Source organism: Pseudomonas koreensis (assembly GCF_024169245.1).
In the GTDB taxonomy this organism is placed as follows: domain Bacteria; phylum Pseudomonadota; class Gammaproteobacteria; order Pseudomonadales; family Pseudomonadaceae; genus Aquipseudomonas; species Aquipseudomonas koreensis_F.
In genome coordinates this window covers 5,581,797-5,594,124 of sequence record NZ_JALJWP010000001.1, presented here as the reverse complement: position 1 = coordinate 5,594,124, position 12,328 = coordinate 5,581,797, and the positions used below count along the sequence as shown (strand labels likewise).

The following is a 12,328-nucleotide window of genomic DNA, read 5'->3' as shown; positions in this document are numbered from 1 at the left end:
CTGCCGAAGGCTGCGATCTTTTGATCTTGATCTCTTGTAGCAACATCAAAAGATCGCAGCCTTCGGCAGCTCCCACAGTCGACGTCCGACAAAAAAAACGGCCTCCCATCGCGGAGGCCGTTTTGCATTCATTTCTGCCGACTTTGCTTGCGCCGCCGCCATTGCCGCGCCACCCACCAGCGCCAGTACAGCATCACCAGGAAGTAGGCGAGGATGCCCAGCACCAGGCCGACGACCACCGAGCCCAGCAGAAACGGTTGCCACAACGTCGACAATTCGCCGCTGATCCATTCCCAGGTCAACTCGTCCGGCAGATGCCGCGCCGGCACATCCATCAGGAACGCCCCGGCCTGATAGGTGCAGAAAAACACCGCCGGCATGGTGATCGGGTTGGTCAGCCAGACCAGACTTACCGCGATCGGCATGTTGCCGCGCACCATCACCGCCAACGCCGCCGCGACCAGCATTTGCGCGGGGATCGGCAAGAACGCCGCGAACAGGCCGACCGCCATCGCCCGGGCCACCGAGTGGCGGTTGAGGTGCCAGAGGTTCGGGTCATGCAGCAACTTGCCGAGAAAGCGTAAGGATTTGTGTTCCCTGATGCTCGTCGGGTCGGGCATGTAACGTTTGAATAAGCGCCGGGGCATAAGGCTTCTCGGTCGGTTAAGGCGGCAAGTATGTCTGGATTCTACGAACCGCCCATTCAGACTTTGTGACAATTGTTGACGACGGTGGTGCCGCAGACCCGCTATGCCTAGGGAGGGGACTCTCAAGGACGGGCATATGCGCACAGGGATGATGGCGCTGGCAGTCGGTCTGCTGGCCCCGGTTTTTTTGCCGGCGTTGCCGCCGGTCGGTTGCTTGGTGGTACTGCCGGTGGTGGCGCTGATGCTCTTGCCGTTTCGCAGCTATCCACTGGCATTTTTGCTGTTTGGTTTCACGTGGGCCTGCGTCGGCGCGCAGTGGGCGCTAAATGACCGCTTGCCACCGAGCCTCGACGGCGAAACCCGTTGGCTTGAAGGGCGCGTGGTCGGCTTGCCGCAGCACGGCGACGGCGTGGTGCGTTTCGAGCTGGCCGATGCACACTCACGGCACGAGAAACTGCCATCGCTGATGCGCCTGGCCTGGTACGCCGGGCCACCGGTCAATAGCGGCGAACGCTGGCGCCTGGCGGTGAAGTTGAAGCGCCCGAGTAGCTTGCTCAACCCGGACGCCTTCGATTACGAAGCCTGGCTGCTGGCACAACGCATCGGTGCAACCGGCACGATCAAGGATGGCCAGCGTCTGGCTGAAGCCCGACAGGCCTGGCGCGACGGTGTTCGTCAGCGCCTGTTGGCGGTAGATGCGCAGGGACGGGAGGGCGCGCTGGCGGCGCTGGTGCTCGGTGATGGCTCCGGGCTCAGTCGCGAGGACTGGCAGGTACTGCAAGACACCGGCACCGTGCATTTGCTGGTGATTTCCGGCCAGCACATCGGTTTGCTCGCCGCGGTGATGTATCTGCTGGTCGCCGGGTTGGCGCGTTTCGGAATCTGGCCGTTGCGCTGGCCATGGTTGCCTTGGGCATGCGGCCTGGCCTTCGCGGCGGCGCTGGGTTATGGCTTGCTTGCAGGTTTCGATGTGCCGGTGCAGCGCGCCTGCGTAATGGTGGCTCTGGTGCTGTTGTGGCGCCTGCGTTTTCGCCATCTCGGTGCGTGGTGGCCGTTATTGCTGGCGTTCAATGGCGTGCTGTTGTTTGATCCGTTGGCCAGTTTGCGTCCCGGTTTATGGCTGTCTTTCGCGGCGGTGGCGGTACTGATTTTCACCTTCGGTGGGCGGTTGGGCGCCTGGCGCTGGTGGCAGACCTGGACCCGCGCGCAGTGGCTGATCGCGATTGGTTTGTGTCCGGTGTTGCTGGCGCTCAGCCTGCCGATCAGCGTCAGTGGCCCCGTGGCGAATCTGTTGGCGGTGCCGTGGGTCAGTCTCATGGTGTTGCCGCCGGCATTGCTCGGCACGCTATTGCTGCCCGTCCCCTACGTTGGCGAAGGGTTGTTGTGGCTGGCCGGTGGTTTGATCGACTGGCTGTTTACCGGGCTGGCGCTGATTGCCGGGCAATGGCCGGCGTGGATACCTGCCGCCATTCCATTGTGGGCGCTGGCCCTGGGTGGCCTCGGCGCCTTGTTATTGCTGTTGCCCCGTGGTGTGCCGCTGCGTCCATTGGGCTGGCCGCTGATGTTGCTGTTGGTGTTGCCGCCCCGAGAGCGAATAGAAGAAGGGCGAGCCGATGTCTGGCAACTCGACGTCGGCCAGGGCCTGGCCATCCTTGTCCGTACTCGTCATCACGCGTTGCTCTATGACGCCGGGCCGCGTTTCGGCGAGTTCGATCTTGGCGAGCGGGTGGTGCTGCCAGCGCTGCGCAAACTCAATGTGCAAGCACTCGACCTGATGCTGCTCAGCCATGCCGACGCCGATCACGCTGGCGGCGCCGGGGCGGTGATGCGTGGATTGAACGTGCACCGAATCGTCAGTGGCGACCCGCCAAACCTGCCGCCGGAGTTGAGCGCCGAAGCCTGCGCAAGTGGCGAACAGTGGCAGTGGGATGGCGTGCAGTTCCAGCTCTGGCAATGGTCGGCGGCCGATGACAGCAACCAGCGCTCCTGTGTCTTGCAGATCGAAGCCAACGGCGAGCGCCTGCTGCTCACCGGCGACATCGACATTCATGCCGAGCGCGTTCTGCTCGACAGCCCACTGGCGGTGCCGACGCAATGGCTGCAATCGCCGCATCACGGCAGTCGCAGTTCATCATCGATGGCCCTGCTCAAAACCTTGCAGCCAGAAGCGGTGCTGATCTCCCGCGGCCACGGCAACTCCTTCGGTCACCCGCATCCGACCGTACTTGCGCGCTACCGCAAGCAAGGCCTGCGCATCTATGACAGCGCCGAACAGGGCGCCATCCATCTGCAACTGGGCAGCTTCAAGCCGCCGTGGACCATGCATCAACAGCGGCGCTTCTGGCGCGAGCCGCCGGCGCCCGGCCGTTGATCGGTGCCAGCATGGTTGCCACCTCACGGTCGTCGGGGCGGCGGGTCTTAATCGCGGATCGGTATGGTAAAGTGGCGCACTTTTTCGAGGGGACTGTCACTGTGTGGGAATTGGTCAAATCCGGCGGCTGGATGATGTTGCCGATCATTCTGAGTTCCATCGCGGCCATGGCGATCGTCGCCGAGCGCCTGTGGACACTGCGCGCCAGTCGCGTCACCCCCGAGCATCTGCTGGGTCAGGTCTGGGTCTGGATCAAGGACAAGCAGCTCAACAAGGAAAAACTCAAGGAATTGCGCGCCAACTCGCCGCTGGGGGAAATCCTCGCCGCGGGCCTGGCCAACTCCAAGCATGGTCGCGAGATCATGAAGGAGTGCATCGAAGAGGCTGCTGCGCGGGTCATTCATGAACTCGAACGCTATGTCAACGCGTTGGGCACCATCGCCGCGATGTCGCCGTTGCTCGGTCTGCTCGGCACGGTGCTGGGCATGATCGACATTTTCAGTGCCTTCACCGGTTCCGGCATGACCACCAATGCATCGGTGCTGGCCGGCGGTATTTCCAAGGCGCTGATCACCACGGCGGCGGGCCTGATGGTCGGTATTCCGGCGGTGTTCTTCCACCGTTTTCTGCAGCGCCGTATCGACGAGCTGGTGGTCGGCATGGAGCAGGAAGCGATCAAACTGGTGGAAGTGGTGCAGGGCGACCGTGATGTCGATCTGGCCGAGGGCCGCGCGTGAAATTCCGTCGCAAGCCTCGGGAAACCATCGATATCAACCTCGCGTCGCTGATCGACGTGGTGTTCATTCTGCTGCTGTTTTTCGTGGTCACTACCACCTTCACCCGTGAAACCCAGCTGCGCGTCGACTTGCCGGAAGCGGTCAGCGGTTCGCCCGCTGAAGATCAGCAGGTCAAACAACTGGACGTCGCGATCAGTGCCGAAGGCGTGTTTTCGGTGAATAACAGGATTCTGCCGAAGAATGATCTGCCGACACTGATGGAAGCCATGCAGAAAGAATCCAACGGTGATACCAGCATGCCGTTGTCGATCAGTGCCGATGGCAAGGCCCAGCATCAATCGGTGATCACCGCCATGGACGCGGCCGGCAAACTCGGTTTCAGCCATCTGCGCATGACCACGGTCGAGGCGGCGCCGAAATCCTGATGAGCCTGTCCGATCGCCTGCTCACCGCGTGGTATCAGGGGCACCCGGCCCTGACGCTGCTGCGGCCACTGGAAATGTTGTATCGCCGTGTGGTGATCAAAAAACGTCAGCGCTTTCTCGACGGCGAAGGTGAAATCTATCAATCGCCGGTGCCGTTGATTGTGGTCGGCAATATCACCGTCGGCGGCACCGGCAAGACACCGATGATTCTCTGGCTGATCGAGCATTGCCGGCGCCGTGGACTGCGTGTCGGTGTGGTCAGTCGCGGCTATGGCGCCAAGCCGCCGCACCTGCCATGGCGCGTTGAGGCCGAGCACAGCGCCGAGGTTGCCGGTGACGAGCCGCTGCTGATTGTCCAGCGCACCGGCGTGCCACTGATGATCGACGCTGATCGCAGCGCTGCCGTCAAAGCCTTGATCGCCAGTGAGCCATTGGACCTGATCCTGTCCGACGATGGCATGCAGCATTACCGCCTCGCGCGGGATCTGGAACTGGTACTGATCGATGCGGCTCGTGGCCTGGGCAATCAGCATTGTCTGCCGGCCGGACCGTTGCGTGAGCCGGTCGAGCGCCTGCAAAGTGTCGACGGCGTGCTGTTCAACGGGGCCTTGGCTGATCGCGACGACGGTTTTGCCTTCCGCCTGCAACCCACGGCGCTGGTCAATCTGCACAGCGGCGAACGGCAGTCGCTCGAGCATTTTCCGCCCGGCCAGGCGCTGCACGCGGTAGCCGGGATCGGCAATCCGCAACGTTTCTTCAATACCCTCGAAGCGCTAGACTGGCGGCCAGTTCCGCATGCGTTTGCCGACCACGCCGAGTACAGCGTGCAGGCCCTGAATTTCACCCCGTCATTGCCCTTGGTAATGACCGAAAAGGACGCGGTGAAGTGCCGTGCCTTTGCTGCTGACGACTGGTGGTATCTGGCGGTCGATGCGCTGCCGTCGTCGGCCTTCGTGGCCTGGTTCGACACGCAGCTGATGCGCCTGTTGCCGGATCGTCTGTTGCCTTAACTGTTTTTATTTCTGGGAATGTTCATGGACACCAAACTGCTCGACATCCTTGCTTGCCCCGTGTGCAAAGGCCCGCTCAAGCTCAGCGCCGACAAGACCGAACTGATCAGCAAGGGCGCCGGCCTGGCGTACCCGATCCGCGACGGCATCCCGGTAATGCTGGAAAGCGAAGCGCGCACCCTGACCACCGACGAGCGCCTGGATAAATGACCACAGCCTTCACCGTTGTCATCCCGTCGCGTTTCGCCTCGACCCGTCTGCCGGGCAAGCCGTTGCTGGATATCGCCGGCAAGCCGATGATCCAGCATGTCTGGGAACAGGCGAGCAAAAGCAGCGCCACCCGCGTCGTGGTGGCTACCGATGACGCGCGCATTGTCGAGGCGTGCAACAGCTTTGGCGCCGAAGTGGTGCTGACCCGTGAAGATCACAATTCCGGCACCGATCGTCTGGCTGAAGTCGCGGCGAAACTCGGCCTTGCGCCTGATGCGATCGTGGTCAATGTTCAGGGCGATGAGCCGCTAATTCCGCCAAGCGTGATCGATCAGGTCGCCGCGAACCTTGCTGCCCATACCGAAGCGCGCATGGCCACGCTGGCCGAGCCGATCGAAGATGTGGAAACCCTGTTCAACCCCAACGTTGTGAAGGTTTCCAGCGACATCAACGGTCTGGCCCTGACGTTCAGTCGTGCAACCTTGCCGTGGGCTCGCGATGCGTTCGCCAAGAGCCGTGAGCAACTGCCGGAAGGCGTGCCCTATCGCCGCCACATCGGTATTTATGCCTACCGTGCCGGGTTCCTCCACGACTTCGTGAGCTGGGGCCCATGCTGGCTGGAAAACACCGAATCCCTCGAGCAACTGCGTGCCTTGTGGCACGGCGTGCGCATTCACGTCGCCGACGCGCTGATCGCACCGCCGACCGGCGTCGACACCGTCGAAGACCTTGAGCGGGTTCGTCGCCTGCTGGGGGCCTGATGCGCGTTCTGTTTGTGTGCCTGGGCAACATCTGCCGTTCGCCCACCGCCGAAGGCGTGTTGCGCCACAAGTTGCGCGAAGCCGGATTGGCGGACGTGGTCGAGGTGGCCTCCGCTGGCACCGGTGACTGGCACGTCGGCAACCCGCCGGACAAGCGCAGCCAGGCCGCGGCGAAACTGCGCGGTTATGACCTGTCGACGCAACGCGCGCAGCAGGTCAGCCGGGCCGATTTCGCCAGCTACGACCTGATTCTCGCCATGGACAACAGCAACCTGCGCAACCTCAAGGCCTTGCAGCCGTCCACCGGCAAGGCCGAGCTGGACCTGTTCCTGCGCCGGTATGCCGGGCTGGTCGATGAAGTGCCGGATCCGTATTACGACGGCGATCAGGGTTTCGAGCAGGTGCTCGATCTGATCGAAGCGGCCTGCGATCAACTGCTGATCGAAGTGAAGGGGCGCTTATGAGTTTGCAGGTCCAACCGCAGGTATCACTAAAAGCCTTCAACACCTTTGGCGTCGATGTGCGTGCGCAACTGTTTGCCGAAGCCCACAGCGACGACGACGTCCGCGAAGCGCTGGCCTATGCCGCGTGCCATGACGTGCCGTTACTGGTGATCGGCGGCGGCAGCAATTTGCTGCTGACGGCGGATATTCCGGCGTTGGTGTTGCGCATGGCCACTCGCGGCATTCGTCTGCTCAGCGACGATGGCAGTCACGTGGTTGTCGAGGCGGAAGCGGGCGAGCCATGGCACCCGTTCGTCCAGCACACGCTGGCCCAGGGTCTGGCCGGGCTGGAAAACCTCAGCCTGATTCCCGGCACCGTCGGCGCCGCGCCGATGCAGAACATCGGTGCCTATGGCGTCGAGATCAAAGACGTGTTTGCCGGCCTGACCGCGCTGGACCGCGAAAGCGGCGAGCTGCGTGATTTCAGCCTGGAAGAATGCAACTTCGGCTACCGCGACAGCCTGTTCAAGCAGCAGCCGGGACGTTGGTTGATCCTGCGGGTGCGCTTCAAGCTCGATCGCGCCGCCCATCTGCATCTGGAATATGGCCCGGTGCGTCAGCGCCTGAGCGAGCAGGGCATCGAGCAACCGACGCCCGCTGACGTCAGCCGCGCAATCTGCAGCATCCGCAGCGAAAAACTCCCGGACCCGGCGGTGCTCGGCAACGCCGGCAGCTTCTTCAAGAATCCGCTGGTGCCCGCCGCGGTGGTCACGCAGATCAAAACGCAGCACCCGGATCTGGTGGCTTACCCGCAAGCGGACGGGCAGATGAAACTGGCCGCTGGCTGGCTGATCGAGCGCGCCGGCTGGAAGGGTTTCCGCGACGGCGATGCTGGCGTGCACAAGTTGCAGGCGCTGGTGCTGGTCAACTACGGCACGGCCACCGGCCTGCAACTGCTCGACCTGGCGCAACGTATCCAGAAAGACATCGCCGAGCGCTTTCAGGTTGAACTGGAAATGGAGCCCAACAGGTATTGAGGCTACGCTTGCCTGACGTCAACCAAAGCCCTGCACTGATGAAAAAGTGCAGGGCTTTTTTGTTAATGCTGGGTTAACTTAGCGACCTAACGATACCTACCATTTGCTCCACCCAAAGGCCCGGTGCAGACGTTCCCGTCGGCGCAAGAGAGCCTGATTAGCCTGAGTCGATCTGCGCGAACCCACCGCTGATTTTCCGGCGGCAGATTGCTCGACCCCATAACCACTAAAAAATATGCGGGCGTGCCCATGATTACCCTGAAACTCAACGGTCAAGACCACTCCCTCGATGTCACCGAAGACATGCCGCTGTTGTGGGCGATTCGTGACGTCGCCGGTTACAACGGCACCAAGTTCGGTTGCGGCATGGGCCTGTGCGGCGCTTGCACCATCCACATCGACGGCTTGCCCGCGCGTAGTTGCATCACCCCGATCAGCTCGGTGATCGGCCAGAACGTCACCACCATCGACAATCTCCACGCCGATCCGGTGGGCAAGGTCGTTCAGCAAGCCTGGCTCGACAGCGCCGTGGCCCAATGCGGTTATTGCCAGGGCGGGCAGATCATGTCGGCCACCGCTCTGCTGAAAACCAACCCCAACCCGAGCGACGAGCAGATCGAAGAGGCCATGGTCGGCAACATCTGCCGCTGCGGCACCTACAACCGGATCAAAACCGCGATCCGCCAGGCCTCCACTCACCTGAAGGAGGTGAAGGCATGAGCCGCGTCCCGAATGATTTCGCCCTGAGCAACCTCAGCCGCCGTGGCTTTCTCAAAGGCGTCGGCGCCACCAGCGCGCTGGTTCTCGCCGCGAGCTGGGGCTGGCAGGATGCGCTGGCCGATGACGCGGCGAAGAAGTTCGGCGCCGACGGCATGCCCAATGGCTGGATCGACGACCCCAAGGTCTACGTGAGCATCGCCGCGGATGGCAGCGTCACCGTGGTGTGCAACCGTTCGGAAATGGGCCAGGGTGTGCGCACCAGCCTGAGCATGGTGGTTGCCGATGAACTGGAGGCCGATTGGGCGCAGGTCAAAGTGCAGCAGGCGCCGGGTGACGAAGTGCGCTTCGGCAACCAGGACACCGACGGTTCGCGCAGCATGCGGCACTGGTACGAACCGATGCGTCGTTGTGGCGCGGCCGCGCGGACCATGCTCGAGCAGGCTGCCGCTGCGCAATGGAAAGTGCCGGTCGGCGAATGCCATGCGCAGTTGCACAAGGTCATTCACAAACCGTCCGGCCGCGAGCTGGGGTATGGCGAGCTTGCCGCTGCGGCCAGTGCGTTGGCAGTACCGGCGCGTGACAGCCTGCGTCTCAAGCAGCCGTCGGAATTTCGCTACATCGGTAAGGAAGGCACCAAGGCCATCGACGGTGCCGATATCGTCAATGGCCGCGCGGTGTACGGCGCCGACGTGCATTTCGACGGCATGCTCTACGCCACCATCGCTCGCCCGGCGGTGTATGGCGGCAAGGTCAAAAGCCTCGATGACAGCGCCGCACTGAAAGTCCCCGGCGTGCTAAAAGTCATTCAGATCGAAGGCCGGCCATTGCCGTCGGAGTTTCAGCCGCTGGGCGGCGTCGCAGTCGTCGCCAGCAATACATGGGCGGCGATCAAGGGCCGCGAGGCGCTGAAGATCGAGTGGGACGACGGCCCTAACGCCAGTTACGACTCGATTGCCTATCGTAAGGAACTCGAAGCCGCGTCGCTGAAAGCCGGCAAAGTGGTGCGCAACACTGGCGACATCGACAAGGCTTTGAGCAGCGCTGCCAGCACCCTCGAAGCTTCGTATTACCTGCCGCATCTGGCGCAGGCGCCGATGGAACCGATGGTCGCCATTGCGCGGTTCAAGGACGGCGTGTGCGAGGCCTGGGCGCCGAGCCAGGCACCGCAGGTCACCCGTGAGCGCATCGCCGAGCGCCTGGGTGTACCGTTCGAAAAGGTCACTTTCAACGTGACGCTGCTGGGCGGTGGGTTCGGGCGCAAGTCGAAACCGGACTTCGTCGTCGAAGCGGCGATTCTCGCCAAGGAATTTCCGGGCAAGGCTGTACGGGTGCAGTGGACGCGTGAAGACGACATCCACAACTCGTATTTTCACACCGTCTCGGCGGAGTACCTGAAGGCCGGCATCGACAAGAACGGCATGCCGTCCGGTTGGCTGCATCGCACCGTGGCGCCAAGCATCACTGCACTGTTTGCCCCGGACATGAACCATGAAGCGGCGTTCGAGCTGGGCATGGGCTTTACCAACATGGCCTACGCGATTCCCAACGTGCGCCTGGAAAACCCCGAAGCCAAAGTGCACACGCGGGTCGGCTGGTACCGCTCGGTATCGAACATTCCCCATGGCTTTGCGATTCAGAGTTTCGTTGATGAACTGGCGCACAAGGCCGGTGAAGATCCGCTCAAGTACCAGATCAAACTGCTCGGCCCGGATCGGCAGATCGATCCACGCACCTTGAGCGAAGAGTGGAACTACGGCGAATCGCCCGAGCGTTATCCGATCGACACCGGGCGCATGCGCACGGTGTTGGAAACAGCCGCCAAGGCTGCCGGTTGGGGACGCAAACTGCCCAAGGGCCGCGGCCTCGGTCTGGCGGTGCATTACAGCTTCGTCACCTACGTGGCGGCGGTGATCGAAGTCGAGGTCAAGGACGACGGTTCGCTGATCGTGCACAAGGCCGACATCGCTGTGGACTGCGGGCCGCAGATCAACCCCGAGCGTATCCGTTCGCAGTTCGAAGGCGCGTGCGTCATGGGCCTGGGCAATGCCGTGCTCGGTGAAATCAGCTTCAAGGACGGCAAGGTGCAGCAGGACAACTTCCATATGTACGAAGTCGCGCGCATGTCGCTGGCGCCGAAGGAAGTCGCCGTGCATCTGGTCACGCCGCCGGGTGATGTGCCGTTGGGTGGCGTTGGTGAGCCGGGTGTGCCGCCGATCGCTCCGGCGCTGTGCAATGCGATCTTCGCCGCGACCGGCAAGCGTATCCGCAATCTGCCAGTGCGTTATCAGTTGCAAGGCTGGCAGAAGGCGGAGGCGTAATGGACAGCGTCGATCTCAACGTCCTGCGCAGCGTCCTCGAATGGCGCCGCGCCGGGCACCGGGTGGTGCTGTTCAGCGTGGTGCAGACCTGGGGCACCGCGCCGCGCTCGCCCGGCGCCATGCTCGCCTTGCGCGAGGACGGCGTGGTGATCGGTTCGGTTTCGGGCGGCTGTGTCGAGGATGACTTGATCGCGCGGCTGCACGACGGCCGTATCGCCACCGATGGCCCGCCGGTGCAGATGATTACCTATGGCGTGACCCGCGAAGAGGCCGCGCGTTTTGGCCTGCCATGCGGCGGTACTCTGCGCCTGACCGAAGAGCGCGTCGGTGACCCGGCGTGGGTGGCCGAGCTGCTGCAGCGTTGCGAAAATCACGAAATCGTTGCCCGGGAATTGAACATCGAAACCGGCGAGGTGCTGTTAACTCCGGCGACTAAATCCGACTCACTGGTGTTCGACGGCAAAGTCCTGCGAGCGATTTATGGCCCGCGCTGGCGCCTGTTGCTGATCGGCGCCGGGCAGTTGTCGCGCTACGTTGCTGACATGGCGCGGCTGCTGGATTTCGAAGTGCTGATCTGCGATCCACGTACCGAGTTTGTCTACGGCTGGGAAGAGCAACATGGCCGTTTTGTTCCCGGCATGCCGGACGAAGCGGTGCTGAACATCCAGACCGACGAGCGCACGGCGATTGTCGCCTTGACCCACGATCCTCGGCTGGACGACATGGCGTTGCTTACTGCGCTCGACTCGCCGGCGTTTTACGTCGGCGCGCTGGGCTCGCGGGTCAACAGCCAGAAGCGCCGGGAAAACCTCGCTCAGCTAGGCTTGTCCCAAGCGTCGATTGATCGCTTGCACGGGCCGATCGGCCTGCACATCGGCAGTCATTCTCCAGCAGAGATCGCCTTGTCGTTGCTGGCGGAAATTGTCGCGATCAAGAACGGTGTGGAACTGAAACAGAAGAAAGCGCTGGAGGGTGCATGAGCCAATCCATCGCAGTGATCGTGCTGGCAGCGGGCGAGGGCAAGCGCTTTCGCCAGATCGCCGGCCCCGACAAAGACAAATTGCTCGCTGACTGCACGGGGCGTGACGGCGCGGTGCGCTCGGTGATTGAGCAGGTGCTGGTGAATCTGCCGGCCAGCCTCGACAAGCGCGTACTGGTCACGACCGAAGCGCGACCGCAGGCGATGCGCATGGCTCAGGCCTACGGCTGCGACGTGGTGTCGATCGAGTCGACCGGCATGGGCGACAGCATTGCAGCAGGTGTTGCGGCCAGTGCCGATGCGGATGGCTGGTTGATTGTGCTTGGAGATATGCCGTTTATCTTGCCGTCGACTATAGAAAGAGTGGTCGCGGCGCTGGCTGATGATGCGGTAAGCGTGCCGGTGCTGAACGGCGAGTTTGGCCATCCAGTGGGGTTTGGTCGTTCGTTTGGCACGCAATTGCAGGCATTGACTGGCGATAAGGGCGCCCGGCCGTTGTTTGCGCAGGGGCGGGTGGTGGAAGTGGCGGTGGATGATTCGGGGGTGTTGTGGGATATCGATGTGCCTGAATCGTTGGTATTTCCTCATTCCTGAGCCATGCACAAATCCCCTGTAGGAGTGAGCATCGGTGCGGCCTGAATCGCAGGCAATAAAAAGCCCCGCCAGGCTT

13 protein-coding genes are annotated in these 12,328 nt (G+C 62.6%); 12 read left to right on the top strand and 1 reads right to left on the bottom strand.

The features are described from left to right. Window positions 1-128: 128 nt before the first annotated feature. Complete coding sequence (locus tag J2Y90_RS24790; protein ID WP_253504372.1) at window positions 129-647, bottom strand: DUF2062 domain-containing protein; 519 nt, start codon at window positions 645-647, stop codon at window positions 129-131. Window positions 648-783: 136 nt separating this feature from the next. On the opposite strand from J2Y90_RS24790, the gene J2Y90_RS24785 reads away from it, so the two are divergent. The 12 genes from J2Y90_RS24785 (at window position 784) to J2Y90_RS24730 (ending at window position 12,252) form a co-directional block, all read left to right on the top strand. Then, the gene (locus tag J2Y90_RS24785) at window positions 784-3,018 is read left to right on the top strand and encodes a DNA internalization-related competence protein ComEC/Rec2 (protein ID WP_253504370.1); all 2,235 of its coding nucleotides are present in this window, start codon (window positions 784-786) and stop codon (window positions 3,016-3,018) included. Window positions 3,019-3,119: 101 nt separating this feature from the next. Continuing rightward, window positions 3,120-3,755: a MotA/TolQ/ExbB proton channel family protein gene (locus J2Y90_RS24780; protein WP_007908216.1), complete on the top strand. Its 636-nt coding sequence runs from the start codon at window positions 3,120-3,122 to the stop codon at window positions 3,753-3,755. After that, window positions 3,752-4,180, top strand: coding sequence for an ExbD/TolR family protein (locus tag J2Y90_RS24775; RefSeq protein ID WP_042610688.1), 429 nt, complete (start codon window positions 3,752-3,754; stop codon window positions 4,178-4,180). The genes J2Y90_RS24780 and J2Y90_RS24775 overlap by 4 nt, the downstream gene beginning before the upstream one ends. Further along, window positions 4,180-5,190: a tetraacyldisaccharide 4'-kinase gene (lpxK, locus tag J2Y90_RS24770; protein ID WP_253504368.1), complete on the top strand. Its 1,011-nt coding sequence runs from the start codon at window positions 4,180-4,182 to the stop codon at window positions 5,188-5,190. The genes J2Y90_RS24775 and lpxK overlap by 1 nt, the downstream gene beginning before the upstream one ends. Before the next feature lie 24 nt (window positions 5,191-5,214). Next, window positions 5,215-5,400 (top strand): Trm112 family protein, encoded by a 186-nt coding sequence (locus tag J2Y90_RS24765; RefSeq protein WP_003179363.1) that lies wholly within the window; start codon window positions 5,215-5,217, stop codon window positions 5,398-5,400. After that, complete coding sequence (gene kdsB, locus J2Y90_RS24760; RefSeq protein ID WP_253504366.1) at window positions 5,397-6,161, top strand: 3-deoxy-manno-octulosonate cytidylyltransferase; 765 nt, start codon at window positions 5,397-5,399, stop codon at window positions 6,159-6,161. Before J2Y90_RS24765 ends, kdsB begins: the two co-directional genes overlap by 4 nt. After that, window positions 6,161-6,625, top strand: a complete 465-nt coding sequence (locus tag J2Y90_RS24755; RefSeq protein WP_116658088.1) for a low molecular weight protein-tyrosine-phosphatase — start codon at window positions 6,161-6,163, stop codon at window positions 6,623-6,625. Before kdsB ends, J2Y90_RS24755 begins: the two co-directional genes overlap by 1 nt. Then, window positions 6,622-7,641, top strand: coding sequence for a UDP-N-acetylmuramate dehydrogenase (murB, locus tag J2Y90_RS24750; protein WP_253504364.1), 1,020 nt, complete (start codon window positions 6,622-6,624; stop codon window positions 7,639-7,641). The genes J2Y90_RS24755 and murB overlap by 4 nt, the downstream gene beginning before the upstream one ends. 249 nt (window positions 7,642-7,890) lie before the next feature. After that, complete coding sequence (locus tag J2Y90_RS24745) at window positions 7,891-8,361, top strand: (2Fe-2S)-binding protein (RefSeq protein ID WP_253504362.1); 471 nt, start codon at window positions 7,891-7,893, stop codon at window positions 8,359-8,361. Further along, window positions 8,358-10,679, top strand: coding sequence for a xanthine dehydrogenase family protein molybdopterin-binding subunit (locus J2Y90_RS24740; protein ID WP_253504360.1), 2,322 nt, complete (start codon window positions 8,358-8,360; stop codon window positions 10,677-10,679). Before J2Y90_RS24745 ends, J2Y90_RS24740 begins: the two co-directional genes overlap by 4 nt. Beyond that, window positions 10,679-11,659: an XdhC family protein gene (locus J2Y90_RS24735; RefSeq protein WP_253504358.1), complete on the top strand. Its 981-nt coding sequence runs from the start codon at window positions 10,679-10,681 to the stop codon at window positions 11,657-11,659. The genes J2Y90_RS24740 and J2Y90_RS24735 overlap by 1 nt, the downstream gene beginning before the upstream one ends. Further along, window positions 11,656-12,252 carry a nucleotidyltransferase family protein gene (locus J2Y90_RS24730; RefSeq protein WP_253504356.1) on the top strand — a complete coding sequence of 199 codons (597 nt, stop codon included), beginning with the start codon at window positions 11,656-11,658 and terminating at the stop codon, window positions 12,250-12,252. The genes J2Y90_RS24735 and J2Y90_RS24730 overlap by 4 nt, the downstream gene beginning before the upstream one ends. Window positions 12,253-12,328: the final 76 nt, after the last annotated feature.

Excerpts from the sequence above, each read along its gene's own strand:
- J2Y90_RS24790 (WP_253504372.1), bottom strand. The coding sequence starts at position 647 with ATGCCCCGGCGCTTATTCAAACGTTACATGCCCGACCCGACGAGCATC.
- J2Y90_RS24785 (WP_253504370.1), top strand. The coding sequence starts at position 784 with ATGCGCACAGGGATGATGGCGCTGGCAGTCGGTCTGCTGGCCCCGGTT.
- lpxK (WP_253504368.1), top strand. The coding sequence starts at position 4,180 with ATGAGCCTGTCCGATCGCCTGCTCACCGCGTGGTATCAGGGGCACCCG.
- J2Y90_RS24765 (WP_003179363.1), top strand. The coding sequence starts at position 5,215 with ATGGACACCAAACTGCTCGACATCCTTGCTTGCCCCGTGTGCAAAGGC.
- kdsB (WP_253504366.1), top strand. The coding sequence starts at position 5,397 with ATGACCACAGCCTTCACCGTTGTCATCCCGTCGCGTTTCGCCTCGACC.
- J2Y90_RS24755 (WP_116658088.1), top strand. The coding sequence starts at position 6,161 with ATGCGCGTTCTGTTTGTGTGCCTGGGCAACATCTGCCGTTCGCCCACC.
- murB (WP_253504364.1), top strand. The coding sequence starts at position 6,622 with ATGAGTTTGCAGGTCCAACCGCAGGTATCACTAAAAGCCTTCAACACC.
- J2Y90_RS24745 (WP_253504362.1), top strand. The coding sequence starts at position 7,891 with ATGATTACCCTGAAACTCAACGGTCAAGACCACTCCCTCGATGTCACC.
- J2Y90_RS24740 (WP_253504360.1), top strand. The coding sequence starts at position 8,358 with ATGAGCCGCGTCCCGAATGATTTCGCCCTGAGCAACCTCAGCCGCCGT.
- J2Y90_RS24735 (WP_253504358.1), top strand. The coding sequence starts at position 10,679 with ATGGACAGCGTCGATCTCAACGTCCTGCGCAGCGTCCTCGAATGGCGC.
- J2Y90_RS24730 (WP_253504356.1), top strand. The coding sequence starts at position 11,656 with ATGAGCCAATCCATCGCAGTGATCGTGCTGGCAGCGGGCGAGGGCAAG.